This window comes from Brevundimonas fontaquae, assembly GCF_017086445.1.
Lineage (GTDB): Bacteria > Pseudomonadota > Alphaproteobacteria > Caulobacterales > Caulobacteraceae > Brevundimonas > Brevundimonas fontaquae.
In genome coordinates this window covers 1,403,257-1,418,533 of the sequence record NZ_CP070968.1, presented here as the reverse complement: position 1 = coordinate 1,418,533, position 15,277 = coordinate 1,403,257, and the positions used below count along the sequence as shown (strand labels likewise).

Here is a 15,277-nt window from a genome sequence, read left to right as displayed (position 1 = left end):
TCTTCCCCGCCCAGAGCCGCAAACCAGATTGCCTTTGTCTCGCTGATAGGATTTCTATCCGCGATGGCCCGTCCCCTGCTCCCGCTAAACGCCCTGCGCGCCTTCGAGGCCGCCGCGCGGCATCTGAACTTCTCGCGCGCCGCCGACGAACTGTCGGTGACGCCCGGCGCCGTCAGCCAGCAGATCCGCCTCTTGGAAGACATCGTCGGCGGGCCGCTGTTCGTGCGCGAGGCGCGGGGCTTGCAACTGACCGACCTGGGCCGCTCGTCCGTGCCGCTGCTGCGCGAGGGGTTTGAGCGGCTGATGGACGCTTCGGCCCTGTTGCGCGAACCGCCTCGTCGCAAACAGGTGTCGATCAGCGTCGCGCCCGGCTTCGCCTCCAAATGGCTGATGCCGCGCATGGACGACTTTCACACCGCCCATCCCGAGATCGAACTGTGGATCTCGGCCGACATGGAGCCGGCGGACCTGAGCGAGGGCAAGGTCGATCTGGCGGTCCGCTACGGTCCCGGCGACTATCCCGGCCTGACGGTTGATCGGCTGATGACCGAGACGGTGCTGCCGGTCTGCGCCCCGTCGCTGATGGATGGGGACAAGCCGATTCGAAAGCCGGGCGACCTGATCGGACACACTCTGCTGCACGACATGTCCAACGACGGCGACCCCAGCCGACCGGACTGGGCCATGTGGCTCAAGGCGCGGGGCATTCGTCACCCCGACCCGCGTCGAGGCTCGCGCTTCAACCAGTCAGGTCTGTTGATCGAGGCCGCCATATCGGGGCGCGGCGTAGCCCTGGCGAAACGCACCTTGGCCCAGGCGGACCTGGCGTCCGGCCGTCTGGTCGCGCCCTTCCCTGACGGGTCAGAGGCGGTCGGCTTCGCCTACTATGTCGTGCAGCCCCGCGACCGGCCGCCCTCGCCCAGCGCGACCGCCTTCGTCGGCTGGCTAAAGAAGCAAGCCGTGGATCACGACAATACGATGGGTCAGTTGTAGGGTTCGTTGCACCGCAGATTGGCGGCGCAGGAAAAGGACATCCGCCATGGCTGACGACAAGGCCCCTCGCCTCGCGGTCCTGATCGATGCGGAGAATGCTTCCGCCCGCATCGCAGAGGCGCTGTTCAGCGAAATCGCCACCTTGGGCGAGGCCTCGGCGCGACGAATCTACGGCGACTTCGCCAGCCCGCAGATCGCCGGCTGGACGCGGGTCCTGGCGCGTTTCGCCATCCAGCCCCAGCAGAATTTCGCTAACACCAAGGGCAAGAACTCAGGCGACATCGCCCTGGTCATCGATGCGATGGACCTGCTGCATTCCGGGAGGTTTGACGGCTTCTGCCTGGTGTCTTCCGACGCCGATTTCACCCGACTGGCCGCCCGCATCCGCGAAGAGGGCGTCGACGTCTATGGGTTCGGCGAGCAGAAGACGCCCGAAAGCTTCCGTCAGGCCTGCACCCGCTTCATCTACACCGAGAACCTGATTGCACCAGTTCCGGTCGACGCCGGCGCCAAGTCGCCCGTCGCTGAAGCGCCGGCGACCAAGCGCAAACCGTCCGAGGCCGCGCGTCTGATCGCGGCCATCATCGCCGATATGGACGAGGACGGCGACGGATGGGTCGCGGTGGGCGGCATCGGCAATCGGCTGCGCAACGCCCATCCCGACTTCGACCAGCGCACCTATGGCTACGCCAAGCTGTCGGACCTGATCCGCGCTACCGGCCGGTTTGAGGTGGAGACCGGCGAGCGCGGGGCGATGCGGATCCGCGACCGGGCCTGATCTACGCTCTAGCGGCCTGGCTCACCGACACGCCCAAGGCCTGAAGCGCGGCGGCTGTGACGTGTTCGGCGTTCAGGCCGGCCTGGGCGTACATGGCCATGGGCGCATCCTGGTCCTGGAAGACGTCGGGCAGGTTCAGGGTGCGGATCTTGAGCCCGCTGTCCAGCGCGCCTTTCTCGGCCAGCAGTTGCAGCACGAAGGCGCCGAAGCCGCCCATGGCGCCTTCTTCGACCGTGATCAGAGCCTCGTGCTCGCGCGCCAGACGCAGGATCAGATCGGCGTCCAGCGGCTTGGCGAAGCGGGCGTCGGCGACGGTGGCCGACACACCCTTGGCGGCCAGCATATCCGCCGCCTTCAGCGATTCCTGCAGACGCGTGCCCAGGCTGAGGATGGCGACCGAAGTCCCCTCGCGCACAATCCGGCCCTTGCCGATCTCCAGCGGGGCGGCCAGTTCCGGGATTTCCACGCCCACCCCGTCGCCGCGCGGATAGCGGAAGGCGCTGGGCCGGTCGTCGATGGCCAGCGAGGTCGAAATCATCGCCGCCAGTTCGGCCTCATCCGCCGCCGCCATCAGCACCATGCCAGGCAGCGCGCCCATGAAGCCGATGTCGAACGATCCCGCGTGCGTGGCGCCATCCGACCCAACCAGGCCCGCCCGATCCATGGCGAAACGCACCGGCAGCGACTGGATCGCCACGTCGTGGACCACCTGATCGTAACCGCGCTGAAGGAAGGTCGAATAGATCGCGCAGACCGGCTTCATTCCGTCCGCCGCCAGGCCGGCCGCAAAGGTCACCGCGTGCTGTTCGGCGATGCCGACGTCATAGGTCCGCTCAGGAAACGCCTGGCCGAACAGGTCCAGACCCGTGCCGGACGGCATGGCCGCCGTGATCGCCACGATCGACGGATCGACCTTGGCGTGTTTGATCAGCTCGGTTCCGAACACCTTGGTATAGCTGGGGGCGTTGGAGATGGCCTTGGCCTGCTTGCCCGAGACCACGTCGAACTTGACGACTGCATGCAGTTTGTCGGCGCTGCTTTCGGCGGGGGCATAGCCCTTGCCCTTCTGCGTCACGACGTGAACCAGAACCGGACGGTCCTCGATGGCGGCCGCCTTCTTCAGGATCGGCACCAGATTGTCCATGTCGTGGCCGTCGATCGGACCGACGTAATAGAAGCCTAACTCCTCAAAGAAGGTGCCGCCGGTGACCATGCCGCGGGCGTATTCCTCAGCCTTCTTGGCCGCCTTGCGGAAAGGGCGCGGCAGGTGCTGGGCCACCGTCTTGCCCAGGCGGCGGACGTTCTGATAGGCGCCGCCCGACACAAGGCCGGCCAAATAAGCGCTCATCCCGCCGACCGGCGGCGCGATCGACATGTCGTTGTCGTTCAGGATGACCATCAGCTGGCCGCTGGTCGCCTCGGCGGCGTTGTTCATCGCCTCATAGGCCATGCCGGCTGACATGGAGCCGTCGCCGATGACGGCCACGACGCGGTTCTTCTCGCCCTTCTGATCGCGCGCGGCGGCGAAGCCTAGGGCCGCGCTGATCGAGGTCGAGGCGTGGGCGGCGCCGAACGGATCGTATTCGCTCTCGCTACGCTTGGTGAAGCCCGACAGGCCGCCGCCCTGGCGCAGGGTGCGGATGCGGTCGCGCCGTCCGGTCAGGATCTTGTGCGGATAGCATTGGTGCCCGACGTCCCAGATCAGGATGTCCTTGGGCGTCTCGAACACATGGTGCAGCGCCGTGGTCAGTTCGACCACGCCCAGGCCCGCTCCCAGATGGCCGCCGGTGACGGACACGGCGTCGATCGTTTCGGCCCGCACCTCCTGCGCCAGCTGTTTCAACTGAGCGATATCGAAGTCCCGCGTGTCGGCGGGCGTCTTGACGGTGTCGAGTAGCGGGGTGTCGGGCATCAGCCGTAAAACCTTGGAAAGTCTGGTCGATCAACCCGCAGGTCGTTTCAACGTTTCGTATCAGGACCGGCGCTTTAGCACAAAGTCCACGCTGGCCCTGAGGATTTCGGCCTCGTCGCCGAACGGCTCCAGATGCGACCGGGCCTGATTTGCGAGGTGCGCGACCCTTTGCCGCGCCGCCTCCAGACCCAACATGGTGACGAAATTGGTCTTGCCCAGCGCTGCGTCCTTGCCCCCGGCCGCCTTGCCCATTTCCTCGGCCGAGCCTTCGGCATCCAGCAGGTCGTCGACGATCTGATAGGCCAAGCCGACGTCGTGGGCGAAGCTAATCAGAGCGTGGCGATGTTGGGCCGAGGCGTCGGCGATGATCAGCGGGATTTCGAAGGCGTAGGCGAACAGGGCGCCGGTCTTCAGTCGCTGCATTCGCGCCACGCCGCCGAGGTCATCGCGCACGCCCAGCAGATCGATCATCTGACCGCCCGCCATGCCCCGCGCGCCGGACGCCAGCGACAGCCGCGCCGCCAGTTCACAGCGCACGGCCGCATCCTCATGGGTGTCGTCGTGCAGGATGATGTCAAAGGCGGCCGTCTGCAGCGCATCGCCGGCCAGCACTGCCGTCGCCTCATCATAGGCCCGGTGAACGGTCGGCCGGCCCCGGCGCACATCGTCGTCGTCCATGCACGGCAGGTCGTCGTGAACCAGGCTGTAGGCGTGCACGCATTCCAGCGCGCAGGCGGCGCGCAATACCGATCGCTCATCGATGTCGAAAAGGCGTGCCGCCTCCAGCGCGAAGAACGGCCGCAAGCGTTTGCCGGGACCCAGCGCCGCATAGCGCATCGCCTCGGTCAGGCGGGATTCCGGGCCCTCGGCGCGCGGCAGCAGTTCATCCAGCGCGACCGTGACCAGATCGGCGACCTCGGCCACGCGATCGATCACCGCCTGTTCCGGCGAGTTCGCGGCGATGACGCGGTTCACGAGAACCGGCTCCAGACCAGGCTCGGAGACGACATAGGGATCATTCGAACGACGCCGCCTCGACGCCCTTGGCCTGACCGTCCGGGCCGACCACGATCTTTTCCACACGCAGTTGAGCTGCTTTCAGCCGCGCCTCGCAATGCGCCTTCAGCTTGGCGCCCTCTTCATAGAGGGCGATCGATTCTTCCAGCGGCGCCTGGCCGGATTCCAGGCGAGAGACGATGGTCTCCAGGCGCTTCAGGGCGTCTTCGAAGCTGAGATCGGCGGGGATGGCGGCGGCGGTATCGGTCATGGCGCGGACCCTAGAGGCGAGCGCCGGGCGCATCAACGTCAGAAGCGGCTATCGTTTCTCGTAGCGACGCTGCGACCAGTATTTGAACCCCTGGTTCTGGACCAGCTTCCAGCCGTCGGCCTTCAGCGCGCGCCCGACCATATGGTTGAAATAGCCGTGGGCGAAGACCAGCACGTCCTGACCGCTCTCGGCTCGCGCAATCAGCTTTTGCGCCGCCTGATCGGCGCGCGCCTCGGCCTGGGCGCGGGTCTCCTGGCCGCCGTGATGATCGAAAGCATGCCACCAGAAACGCGACACCACGCCCCACCATTTGGGCGACAGCTTGATCCATTCTGGAATCGGCGGCGGCGGCAAGGGCGCCTCGATGAACATGACATCAGCCATGACCTCGCGCCCCGCCGCGACCGCGGCGGCGGTTTCCTGGGCGCGCTGACGGGTCGAGGCGTAGATGGCCCCAGCGCCCTGCGCCGCCGCAACCAGTTCGGGCGGCGGAGTCTGACCGGCCAGCAGGCCGCCGATCTCATATTTCGCCCACCAGTCGCCGTACTGGCGGGCAGAGATCAAACATTTGCGCGACAGGGCCGGCTCGCCGTGACGCGTCAGGATGATGGCGCCGGGACGGACAGCGACAAGCGCGCCGACGGATGGTGCAGCGTCAGGCGGGGACACGGACGGTTCGGTCGAATCGAGGGACAGGGCGGGGGCTGACATGACAAACGGACGGGCCTTTGGTTTCAAGGCGTTAAGCGTCCTCAGTCCTCCCCGAGCGCAGCGACGTGGGCGACCGCAGAGCGGCCTAGTCCTTCAAGGTCGTAACCGCCCTCAAGCGCCGACACAACCTTGCCCGAACAGGTCCGACGCGCGACTTCCAGAATCGCGCGCGTCGCCCAGGCGAAATCCTCGGCCTCCAGCGACTGATGCGCCAAGGGATCGCGCCGGTGGGCGTCGAAACCGGCAGAGATCAGGATCAGGTCCGGCCGGAACGATTCCAGCGCGGGCATCAATCCGCCGGCGAAGGTCGCGCGCCAGTTCTCGCGCGCCGCATGGGGCGCGACGGGGGCGTTGACGATATTGCCGACGCCCGTCTCTGACGCCGCGCCCGTGCCGGGATAGAGCGGCATCTGGTGGATGGAGGCCAGGAACAGGCTGTCGTCGTCTTCGAACGCCGCCTGGGTGCCATTGCCGTGGTGAACGTCGAAATCGACCACCGCCACCCGCGCCATCCCTTCCGATTGAGCCAGACGCGCCGTGACGGCGACGGAGGAGAACAGGCAGAATCCCATCGCGCGGTCCGGCTCGGCATGGTGGCCCGGCGGGCGCACGGCGGCGAAAGCGCGATCCATCTCTCCCCGCGCCACGGCTCGCACCGCATCGATCGCCGCCCCCGCCGCCAGCCGCGCGGCCGGCACGCTGCCGGGCGAAAGGACGGTGTCGGCATCCAGCTGGACCATGCCTGCGGCCGGGGAGGCGTCCAGCAGGCGTGCGACATAGGCGGCGGGATGCACCCGCTCCAGATCCCCAACCTCGGCCTGGGTCGCGGCGCGGCGGTCGCGGGCCAGGCCTGCATCCTCCAGAGCATCCAGCACCGCCTTCAGCCGCTCGGGACTTTCAGGATGCCCCGCGCCCGGCGCGTGGGACAGCATGGAGGGATGGGTGAAGATCGGCAGGGACATTGAAGCGACGATACGCCGGGCTTTCGGACTTGTCGCCCGTGACGCGCACCAAGGCGCGCGCTAGAGCCGACGCATGACCGAGATCGTGATCCGCCCTGCCCGCCCCGAAGACGCCGCCGCCCTGGGCGCCCTGGGCCGCCAGACCTTTATCGACACCTTCGTCGAGGGATTCGGCATCCCCTACCCGAAAGCCGACCTGAACGCGTTTCTGGACGCCAGTTTCGATCTGGAGCCGACGCTGAAGAAGTTGGCGGAGCCTGACTGCGCCTGGTGGGTGGCCGACCGCGACGGCGAATTGCTGGCCTTCGCCAACGCCGGCCCCAATGGCCTGCCCCACCCCGAGGCCAGACCGTCGCACATGGAGCTGCGCCGGCTCTATGTGTCCAGGGCGGCGCAAGGTCTGGGCCTTGGAACCAGACTGCTGAAGCTGTCTCTGGACTGGATGCAAACCCATACGGACGGACCGCTGTGGATCGGCGTCTGGAGCGGCAACGACAAGGCCCAGCGCCTCTACGCCGCCTACGGTTTCGAGAAGGCGGGAGAATACGACTATCCCGTCGGCGCCTGGCGCGACCACGAGTTCATCTTGCGGCGCGGCTGATCCGGGTTCACATCCCTCTCATGCTCCTGCCCTTCTTCACCGCGCTGCGCGACGCCAAGGTTCCGGTGTCGATGAAGGAATGGCTCCATCTGATGGAGGCCATGGATCGCGACGTGGCCGGGCGCGAGGTCGAGGCCTTTTATCACCTGTCTCGCGCCGTCCTGGTCAAGGACGAGAAACACTATGATCGGTTCGATCAGGTGTTCGGGACGGTGTTCAAGGGCGTCGAGTCCGTCGGAACGGGCGAAGACCTGACCACCGACATTCCCGAGGACTGGCTACGGCTGCTGAACGAAAAATATCTGACCGACGAGGAGAAGGCCCAGATTGAGGCGCTGGGCGGATTCGACAAGCTGATGGAGACGCTGAAGCAGCGTCTGGAAGAGCAGAAGGAGCGTCATTCCGGCGGCTCGAAATGGATCGGCACGGGCGGGACCAGCCCCTTCGGACACGGCGGCTATAACCCCGAAGGCGTTCGCATCGGCGGTCCGGGCAAGCAGGGTCGGGCGGTCAAGGTCTGGGAAAAGCGCGAGTTCAAGAACCTGGACGACACGATCGAATTGGGCACCCGCAACATCAAGGTGGCGCTGCGTCGTCTGCGCCGTTTCGCCCGACACGGCGCGCCGGACGAGCTGGATATCGACGGCACCATCGACGGCACCGCGCGTCAGGGCTGGCTGGACATCCAGATGCGGCCGGAGCGACGCAATACGATCAAGGTGCTGCTGTTCCTCGACATCGGCGGTTCGATGGACGGTCACATCAAACTGGTTGAGGAGTTGTTCTCGGCGGCCAAGACCGAGTTCAAGAACCTGGAGTTCTTCTACTTCCACAACTGCCTCTACGAAGGGGTCTGGAAGGACAATCGCCGGCGCCACACCGAGCGTATCCCGACGTGGGATCTGCTGCACAAATACCCTGGCGACTGGCGCGCCATCTTCGTCGGCGATGCGACGATGAGCCCCTATGAGATCACCATGCCCGGCGGCTCCGTCGAGCACTGGAACGAAGAGGCCGGCACCGTATGGATGAAGCGGGCGCGCCAGCAGTGGGAGAAGTCGGTCTGGCTCAATCCCGTTCAGGAGCGGTACTGGGATTATACCGCTTCCGTCGGCCTGCTACGCGAGGTGATGGAGCAGAGGATGTTCCCGCTGACGCTGGAAGGCCTCGACAAGGCGATGCGCGCATTGACGCGCTAAGTCATGCAAAAAACGCCGCCCGCGCTTGGCGGACGGTGTTTCTTGTTTTCGCGCATTCCAGTGAGGCTTAGGCCTTGTCGCGGAGGCTATCCTTGACGCCGCCGACAGTATTCTGGACCTTGCCTTCGACTTGATCGGCTTTGCCCTCGGCTTGCAGCTTGGTGTCGCCGGTCATCTTGCCGACGCCTTCCTTGACCTTGCCGCCCATGTTCTTGGCGGCGCCTTCGATACGGTCGTGATCAGCCATCGAAATCTCCTGTTTTCATCGCCGCGACATGTTCTTGCGGTTCGAAAAACAAACGACTTCGTAGGAAGGCCGTTCCGTAAGGCTCAGCTTGGGCGGCGCAGCCAGACGGCGACAGCCCAGGCGTGAGAATCGTGACGCAACCGCGAGATGGCGAAGGTCGGATCCAGCCACACCAGGGTGTGATCGTCCTCGCATTTCGCATCGGGATTTTCGGCCGCCACAGTGGCGGTCCAGAACCCGCCGACATTGTTCACCGGCTCGCGGGTCGAACGCACGAAATACTGGCTGGCCTCGGCGATGCGGTTCAGCGGCGAGACCGTCAGGCCGGTTTCCTCGACGAACTCGCGGATCAGGGCCTGAACCTCTGTCTCCTCGATATCCAAGCCGCCGCCGGGCAGATCGAAATAGGGACCGGTCTCGCGTTCCACGCGCACACAGGCGATCAGGCCGTTACGTTCGACGATGCCGAACGCGGTGGCGCGGTGACGATAATCCGAAGCGGGTTTGCGAACGCCGAACTGCAACATGACGAAACCGACCTAAAGGTCGAACGACAACCTGGCGCGCACGCCCTTGTGAGCGCCGTCGAACTCGACGGCCGACCGCAGGCCTGACGCCATGGCGGAAATGATCTTGCCGCCCAGACCCGTGCCCTTGGGCGTTCCGTCGCCCATGCCGGGACCGTCGTCCTCGACCGTCAGCATCACGCGATTCTCGTTTTCGCGGCGCATATGGATGCGGATCTCGCCCCCCTGCCCCGGCGCATAGGCGTATTTGACGGCGTTGGTGACCAGTTCGGTGACGATGACGCCAATCGACACGGCCTGATCTGTCGTCACGGAAAGCGGTTCAGCGTCCAGCGTCAGCTTGGGCGATCCGTCATCCGGCCCGATGGACTTGGACAGTTCGTCCATCAGCCCGACCAGATATTCATCCATGGCCACGTGACTCATGTCGCCCGAGGTATAGAGGCGGCGGTGAACATGGGCGACCGCCTCGATCCGCGCCTGCGATTCCCGCAGCGCGTCCTTGGCGCCCTGATCGGTGACGTGGCGCATCTGCAAGGACATGAAGCTGGACACCAGCTGCAGCGAGTTGCCGACGCGGTGGTTCACCTCACGCAGCATGGCCTCGGCCCGATCGCGCGCCCGGCGGATTTCTTCCTGCGCCAGTTCGTTCTCGCGCTCCAGCCGACGACGCGACAAGGCGTCCTCCAAGGCCGAGCGCAACAGGGAGGTGAAATCCTCAGAGACGTCCTTGATGACATAGTCCGCCGCGCCCGCCCGAAGGGCCGCAACGGCGATCCGCCCATCCTGCGCGCCCGTCACATAAACGACGGGCGGCGGCGCCGTCAGGGCCAGAATGTCCGGCAAGACGTCCAGCCCGTCTCGCGTCGGCATATAGTGGTCCAGCGCGCAGATGTCGTACTCACCCTGCTGCAACAGCTCCAACCCCGCATCGCCATCCGGCGCGCAGGTGACGGCATAGCCGTGACGCCCCAGCTCTTTTTCGACCAGCCGGGACAGACCCCGGTCGTCGTCGATGTAGAGCAGGCGAATAGGCTTTGGCGCGTCGATCGTCAGATCTCCGGCGCCTGGATCACCGAGAGGAACAGACCCAGCTGGCGGATCGCGCCGGCGAAGGATTCATAATCCACTGGCTTGGTGATGTAGACGTTGCAGCCCAGATCGTAGCAGCGCTGGATCTCGACCTTGTCGTCGGTCGTCGTCAGCACCACGACCGGCGCGCGGCGGAGGCGCTCGTTGGCCTTCACCTTTTCCAGAATGTCCGTGCCCGACATATCGGGCAGGTTGAGGTCGAGCAGGATCAGCAGCGGACCATTGGCGAGGATTTCGTCACTGAACAGATAGTCCAGCGCCGCGCCGCCTTCGTCGAAATGCTTGATCTCGTTGTTGATGTTGGCCCGACGGATGTTCTTTTCGATCAGCTTGGCGTGGCCGTGGTCGTCTTCGACCATGATGATTTTGACGGGTTGCGTCACAGCGCGCCTCCGGGTTCAGACAGGATCAGTCGTTTGGGGAATTTCAGCAGAAAAGTCGAGCCTTTGCCCAGCTCGGACTCAACGTCGATCGTGCCGCCTAGTCGACGCACGCTGTTGCGCACAAATGCCAGGCCCAACCCCTCGCCAGAACGATCCTGTCTTCCGGAGCGCCGGAACAGTTCGAAGATCCGCTCATGGTCGCGTGGGGCGATGCCTCGCCCATTGTCGGCGACCCGGTAGACGACCCAGCCGCCCGGCACGTCTTCTCCCGACACGACGATTTCGCCCGGCCGGTCGTGATCCAGATATTTGACGGCGTTGTCGATCAGATTGCCGACGATCTGCTCCATCGAAATGCGGTCGCTCTCGATCTCGGGCAGCGACTGCACCTCGATGCGCGCCCCCGAGGCTTCGGTCTGGTGATGGACGCTGTTGGCGATGTTCTGCGCCATCGCCGTCATGTCCAGCGGCTCTGGAAGCAGGTTGCGACGACCTTCGCGCGACAGCTTCAGGATGGCGTTGATCAGCCGGTCCATCTTCTCGGTCGAGGCGCGGATGAAGCCGATGGCTTCGGGCATCTCCTCTCGCACGGCGGTGACGATCTCGGGATCGACCACGCGCGTCTTTTCAGCCTCATAGATCGCCTTGTCGACGATCTTGCCCGCCTGCTCCAGTTCGGAGGTGTAGCCCATCACGTTGACCAGCGGTGCACGCAGGTCGTGACTGACGATATAGGCGAAGCGTTGAATCTCCTCGTTGGCGCGCATCAGGTCGCCGGTGCGCTCGCGGACCTTGTCTTCGAGGCTGGCGTTGGCGGCGTCGAGGGTCGCACGGGCGGATTGAATTTCGGACACGTAACGCCGAACCAGCCAAGCTGACAGCAGCGCAAGGACGATGACCAGCAGACCCGCGATGGCGTTCATCGTGACGGTCAGGAGGCCGAACACTTCCGACGCCCGGCGTCGGCTGTCGATCCGATCGGACTTCAGCTTGTCGAACTTCTCGATGGCGGCTCGGAGCTCGTCCATATATTGCTTGCCCTCGCCCGACCGTACAGCCTGGATCGCCTGTCCGATCCGACCTTGGCGCGCCAAGGCGACGGTGTTTTCCATCTCGTCCCATTTCTTGTCGCCTAGACGGTGGATGGGTTCGACGGTGGCTTTCAGCGTCGGATCGAGGGCCGCGCCCTCATCCAGAAACGCCAGCGCGGGCTCCATGTCGGCCCTGGCGTCGCGGTAGGGCTGGAGAAAATCGCTTCGTCCCGTCAGCAGAAAGCCGCGTTGCGATGTTTCGGCGTTCAGGCTCGCAATCAGAACCGTACGCGCGGCGCGCCGCATTTGCTGAGCATGCTCGATGGTTTCGTTCAACGCGAAGGTGCGCTGGATCATTACGAAGGTCGTCGCATTGACCACGATCAGCAGCCCGAACGCCAGGATCAGCATGGCCGAGATCGACCGGGCCAACGACGGCGTACGCATAAAGTCGCGCAGGCGCGACCATTGGGATCGGGGGTTCGGACTCATGACGGCGGAGCTTTAGCGGGGTGCGTCGCCGCGTCAAACGTCAAACTGCCAAGTCGGCGGGATCAGACCTGGCCCAGGGTCCGCAACCGGGCCTTGGGATGGATCTCGTTCTGGCTCATCACGACGGTTTGGCCGCGGAAGCGTTCGATGATCGATCGCACATAGGGCCGCGTCATCGGGCCGGTCAGCAGCACCGGATTCTCGCCCGTCATGGCGATCCGCTCGAAGGTGTCGCGCACGGCGCGGATGAAGTCCTGAAGGCGCGACGGCGCCATCGCCAGCTGTTTGTCCTCGCCATTGCCGATCAGGCTTTCGGCGAAGGCGTTTTCCCATTCCGGCGACAGGGTGACGATCGGCAGGGCCCCATCGCCGTCCTTGTTCTGCCAGCACAGTTGGCGGCCCAGGCGCGCGCGGACGTGTTCGACCAGGGTCGTGACGCTGGAACTGTGCGGCGCGGCCTCGGCCAGGCCTTCCAGGATCGCCGGCAGATCGCGAATGGACACCTTCTCGCGCAAAAGCGACTGCAACACCCGCTGCAGCGTCGTAACGGTGACCACGCTGGGCACCAGTTCCTCGACCAGCTTCTTCTCCTCGGGACCCAGTTCCTTCAACAGCTTCTGCACCTCCGCATAGGACAGCAGATCGGCCATATTGTCCTTCAGGATCTCGGTCAGATGGGTCGTCAGGACCGTTGACGGGTCGACAAGCGTATAGCCCCGGAACGTCGCCTCTTCGCGCAGGCCTTCCTCGATCCAGGTCGCCGGGAGGCCAAAGGCGGGCTCGCGCATATGCTCACCCGGAAGCTCGACCTGGCGGCCCGCCGGATCCATCGCCATCAGATGGCCCAGCCGCACCTCGCCCGCGCCCGTCTCCATCTCCTTGATGCGGATGGCATAGCCCTGGGTCGGCAGGCGCATATTGTCGAGGATGCGCACCTGGGGAATGACGAAGCCGTATTCCTGGGCCAGCGACCGCCGCAGCGCGCGGATCTGATCGGTCAGCCGGCGGCCTTCCAGATCGTTGATCAGGCTGAGCAGCGAATAGCCCAGCTCGATCTTCACCTCGTCGATGGTCAAGATGTTCGAGATGGGCTCTTCGACGTCTTCCTTGGGTTTTGCGGCCGCGGCCGCCGCCGCGATCTCCGCCTCTGTCGGCTGAGGCTTCAGGCGATTGCGGCCCAGCCGCCAGGCCATAAAGCCCGAGCCGATGGCCAGGGCCGCGAACGGGATCAGCGGCATGCCGGGGATCAGGCCGATCAGACCGGCGGCGCCCGAGACCACGCCCAGCGACACCGGATTGGTCGCCAGCTGGGTGACCATCGCCTTGTCCGCCGTGCCTTCGACGCCCGCCTTGGACACCAGGAAGCCGGCGGCGATCGAGATGATGATGGCTGGCACCTGCGTCACCAGACCGTCGCCGATGGTCAGCTGGACATAGGTGTTGGCGGCCTCCATCGCTGGCATGCCGTGTTGCAGCGTACCGATCAGTATGCCGCCGATGGCGTTGATGAAGGTGATGATCAGACCCGCGACGGCGTCGCCCCGCACGAACTTGGAGGCGCCGTCCATGGCGCCGAAGAAGGTCGATTCCTGCTCCAGCTCCTTGCGGCGCAGCTTGGCCTGGTCCTCGGTGATCAGGCCCGAGGACAGATCGGCGTCGATGGCCATCTGCTTGCCCGGCATGGAGTCCAGGGTGAAGCGGGCGGACACTTCCGCGATCCGGGTCGAGCCCTTGGTGATGACGACGAAGTTCACCACCAGAATGATCGCAAAGATGATCACCCCGATGATGAAATTGCCGCCCATCATCAACTGACCGAAGGCGTTGATGACCTGACCCGCCGCATCGTGACCTTCCTGGCCGTGGGTCAGGATCAGGCGCGTGGAGGCCAGGTTCAGGCCCAGCCGGAACAGGGTCGAGACCAGCAACACCGTCGGGAAGATGGCGAAATCCAGCGGCCGCTTCATCATCACGGCGGTCATCAGGATCAGCACGCTGGACACCAGCGAGAAGGCCAGCAGCAGATCCAGAAGGAACTTGGGCACCGGCAGGATCAGCAGCATGATCACGCCGATCACGCCGACCGCCATCAGCACTTCGCCGCGGTTCAGCCAGCCGATCACGTCGCGGCCCGTCGGGCGCGCCATGCCGTCCTTCATCAGGATCGGCGCATCAGCCACGGCCCAAGACCTTCAGCGCGCGACGCGTCGCCTCGGCGATCACGGCCGCATTAGCGTCGTCCGATGTCGCCCGGGCAGCGTGGTAATAGGCGGCCACGATCACAGGTTGGCCGTTCGGCGGATACAACAGGCCGATGTCGTTGGTCGGCCCATAGCCCCCCGTCCCCGTCTTGTGCGCCACCCGCCAATCCGCTGGCGTCCCAGCCCTAAGACGATTCTGACCCGTGGGCGTATCGGTCATCCACTGCAGCAACAGGGCGCGCGACGCCGCCGTCAGGGGCGAGGTCGGATCCAGAAAAAGACGTTCAAGATTGGCGACCGACTGGTTGGGAAGGATCGTATCCTTGTCGCCGTCCAGGCGATTCATCTCGGGCTCGAAACGGTCCGAGCGGGTGCTGTCGTCGCCGATGCCGCGATAGAAGGTCTGCATCGCCGACGGGCCGCCCATGGCCTTCAGCAACAGATTGGCGGCGGGGTTGTCGCTGACCTCAACCGCGCCCTTCATCAACTGCTCGACCGTCAGGCTCGCGCCAACGGCGGGCTCGGTCACCGGAGCGTGGTTGATCATGTCCGCCGCAGTGATGGAGATGCGGCGATCCAGTCGCTCCTGCCCGGCCTGCACCCGCAACAGGGTCGCGGCGGCCAGATACAGTTTGAAGGTCGAGCAATAGACGAAGCGTTCGTCGCCGCGCCAAACCAGCTTACGCCCTGTCGCCGCGTCCTGAACGACGAAGCCCAGACGGCCGCCATTGCGTGCTTCCAGGTCGGACAGATCAATAATCTCGTCTGACAGAGGGGCGGGCGCGGCAGGGTGTGATTCCGCGCGCGGCGAACAGCCGACCGCGCTCAAGGCGGCCAGCCCCGTCAGGACGCATCGGCGCTCCACGGGTGCGCGCATGGGT

General features: G+C 65.2%; 16 protein-coding genes. 4 read left to right on the top strand and 12 right to left on the bottom strand.

The window, feature by feature from the left end:
• Positions 1–63 precede the first annotated feature (63 nt).
• Together gcvA and JX001_RS06860 are read left to right on the top strand one after the other, a co-directional pair.
• Entirely contained in the window at positions 64–993 is a 930-nt protein-coding gene (gene gcvA / locus JX001_RS06865) for a transcriptional regulator GcvA (RefSeq protein WP_205682845.1), read from the top strand.
• Positions 994–1,039: 46 nt separating this feature from the next.
• Positions 1,040–1,771 (top strand): NYN domain-containing protein, encoded by a 732-nt coding sequence (locus JX001_RS06860; protein WP_055754124.1) that lies wholly within the window; start codon positions 1,040–1,042, stop codon positions 1,769–1,771.
• A gap of 1 nt (position 1,772) precedes the next feature.
• Here JX001_RS06860 and dxs read toward each other — a convergent pair whose 3' ends face one another.
• The 5 genes from dxs to JX001_RS06835 all read right to left on the bottom strand — a co-directional run bounded on the left by dxs (position 1,773) and on the right by JX001_RS06835 (position 6,623).
• The gene (dxs, locus tag JX001_RS06855; protein WP_205683110.1) at positions 1,773–3,686 is read right to left on the bottom strand and encodes a 1-deoxy-D-xylulose-5-phosphate synthase; all 1,914 of its coding nucleotides are present in this window, start codon (positions 3,684–3,686) and stop codon (positions 1,773–1,775) included.
• Between the two features lie 57 nt (positions 3,687–3,743).
• Positions 3,744–4,619: a polyprenyl synthetase family protein gene (locus tag JX001_RS06850; protein ID WP_205683109.1), complete on the bottom strand. Its 876-nt coding sequence runs from the start codon at positions 4,617–4,619 to the stop codon at positions 3,744–3,746.
• A 79-nt stretch (positions 4,620–4,698) separates the two neighbouring features.
• The gene (locus tag JX001_RS06845; RefSeq protein WP_017504472.1) at positions 4,699–4,950 is read right to left on the bottom strand and encodes an exodeoxyribonuclease VII small subunit; all 252 of its coding nucleotides are present in this window, start codon (positions 4,948–4,950) and stop codon (positions 4,699–4,701) included.
• Positions 4,951–4,998: 48 nt separating this feature from the next.
• On the bottom strand, positions 4,999–5,661 hold the full coding sequence (locus tag JX001_RS06840) for a histidine phosphatase family protein (protein WP_052247765.1): 663 nt from the start codon (positions 5,659–5,661) through the stop codon (positions 4,999–5,001).
• A 41-nt stretch (positions 5,662–5,702) separates the two neighbouring features.
• Complete coding sequence (locus tag JX001_RS06835) at positions 5,703–6,623, bottom strand: histone deacetylase family protein (protein WP_205682844.1); 921 nt, start codon at positions 6,621–6,623, stop codon at positions 5,703–5,705.
• A gap of 73 nt (positions 6,624–6,696) precedes the next feature.
• On the opposite strand from JX001_RS06835, the gene JX001_RS06830 reads away from it, so the two are divergent.
• Positions 6,697–7,224 (top strand): GNAT family N-acetyltransferase, encoded by a 528-nt coding sequence (locus JX001_RS06830; protein ID WP_205682843.1) that lies wholly within the window; start codon positions 6,697–6,699, stop codon positions 7,222–7,224.
• A gap of 20 nt (positions 7,225–7,244) precedes the next feature.
• Complete coding sequence (locus tag JX001_RS06825; protein WP_205682842.1) at positions 7,245–8,423, top strand: vWA domain-containing protein; 1,179 nt, start codon at positions 7,245–7,247, stop codon at positions 8,421–8,423.
• A 67-nt stretch (positions 8,424–8,490) separates the two neighbouring features.
• On the opposite strand, the gene JX001_RS06820 is transcribed toward JX001_RS06825, so the two are convergent.
• The 7 genes from JX001_RS06820 to bla all read right to left on the bottom strand — a co-directional run bounded on the left by JX001_RS06820 (position 8,491) and on the right by bla (position 15,273).
• Entirely contained in the window at positions 8,491–8,670 is a 180-nt protein-coding gene (locus tag JX001_RS06820) for a CsbD family protein (RefSeq protein ID WP_017504479.1), read from the bottom strand.
• Between the two features lie 83 nt (positions 8,671–8,753).
• Positions 8,754–9,197, bottom strand: coding sequence for an NUDIX domain-containing protein (locus JX001_RS06815; protein WP_205682841.1), 444 nt, complete (start codon positions 9,195–9,197; stop codon positions 8,754–8,756).
• 12 nt (positions 9,198–9,209) lie between these two features.
• Positions 9,210–10,172, bottom strand: coding sequence for a histidine kinase dimerization/phosphoacceptor domain -containing protein (locus JX001_RS06810; RefSeq protein WP_241004823.1), 963 nt, complete (start codon positions 10,170–10,172; stop codon positions 9,210–9,212).
• 77 nt (positions 10,173–10,249) lie between these two features.
• Positions 10,250–10,672 (bottom strand): response regulator, encoded by a 423-nt coding sequence (locus JX001_RS06805; protein ID WP_017504482.1) that lies wholly within the window; start codon positions 10,670–10,672, stop codon positions 10,250–10,252.
• On the bottom strand, positions 10,669–12,195 hold the full coding sequence (locus JX001_RS06800) for a sensor histidine kinase (protein WP_205682840.1): 1,527 nt from the start codon (positions 12,193–12,195) through the stop codon (positions 10,669–10,671). The genes JX001_RS06805 and JX001_RS06800 overlap by 4 nt, the downstream gene beginning before the upstream one ends.
• Positions 12,196–12,257: 62 nt before the next feature.
• A complete protein-coding gene (flhA, locus tag JX001_RS06795) occupies positions 12,258–14,354 on the bottom strand; it encodes a flagellar biosynthesis protein FlhA (protein WP_205683107.1) in 2,097 nt (698 codons plus the stop codon).
• Positions 14,355–14,367: 13 nt separating this feature from the next.
• On the bottom strand, positions 14,368–15,273 hold the full coding sequence (bla, locus tag JX001_RS06790; RefSeq protein WP_205682839.1) for a class A beta-lactamase: 906 nt from the start codon (positions 15,271–15,273) through the stop codon (positions 14,368–14,370).
• Between the last annotated feature and the right edge of the window lie 4 nt (positions 15,274–15,277).

What these genes read in the sequence shown, in the direction of transcription:
- gcvA (WP_205682845.1), top strand. Translation starts at nt 64, where the DNA reads ATGGCCCGTCCCCTGCTCCCGCTAAACGCCCTGCGCGCCTTCGAGGCC.
- JX001_RS06860 (WP_055754124.1), top strand. Translation starts at nt 1,040, where the DNA reads ATGGCTGACGACAAGGCCCCTCGCCTCGCGGTCCTGATCGATGCGGAG.
- JX001_RS06845 (WP_017504472.1), bottom strand. Translation starts at nt 4,950, where the DNA reads ATGACCGATACCGCCGCCGCCATCCCCGCCGATCTCAGCTTCGAAGAC.
- JX001_RS06840 (WP_052247765.1), bottom strand. Translation starts at nt 5,661, where the DNA reads ATGTCAGCCCCCGCCCTGTCCCTCGATTCGACCGAACCGTCCGTGTCC.
- JX001_RS06835 (WP_205682844.1), bottom strand. Translation starts at nt 6,623, where the DNA reads ATGTCCCTGCCGATCTTCACCCATCCCTCCATGCTGTCCCACGCGCCG.
- JX001_RS06830 (WP_205682843.1), top strand. Translation starts at nt 6,697, where the DNA reads ATGACCGAGATCGTGATCCGCCCTGCCCGCCCCGAAGACGCCGCCGCC.
- JX001_RS06825 (WP_205682842.1), top strand. Translation starts at nt 7,245, where the DNA reads ATGCTCCTGCCCTTCTTCACCGCGCTGCGCGACGCCAAGGTTCCGGTG.
- JX001_RS06820 (WP_017504479.1), bottom strand. Translation starts at nt 8,670, where the DNA reads ATGGCTGATCACGACCGTATCGAAGGCGCCGCCAAGAACATGGGCGGC.
- JX001_RS06815 (WP_205682841.1), bottom strand. Translation starts at nt 9,197, where the DNA reads ATGTTGCAGTTCGGCGTTCGCAAACCCGCTTCGGATTATCGTCACCGC.
- JX001_RS06800 (WP_205682840.1), bottom strand. Translation starts at nt 12,195, where the DNA reads ATGAGTCCGAACCCCCGATCCCAATGGTCGCGCCTGCGCGACTTTATG.
- flhA (WP_205683107.1), bottom strand. Translation starts at nt 14,354, where the DNA reads ATGAAGGACGGCATGGCGCGCCCGACGGGCCGCGACGTGATCGGCTGG.
- bla (WP_205682839.1), bottom strand. Translation starts at nt 15,273, where the DNA reads ATGCGCGCACCCGTGGAGCGCCGATGCGTCCTGACGGGGCTGGCCGCC.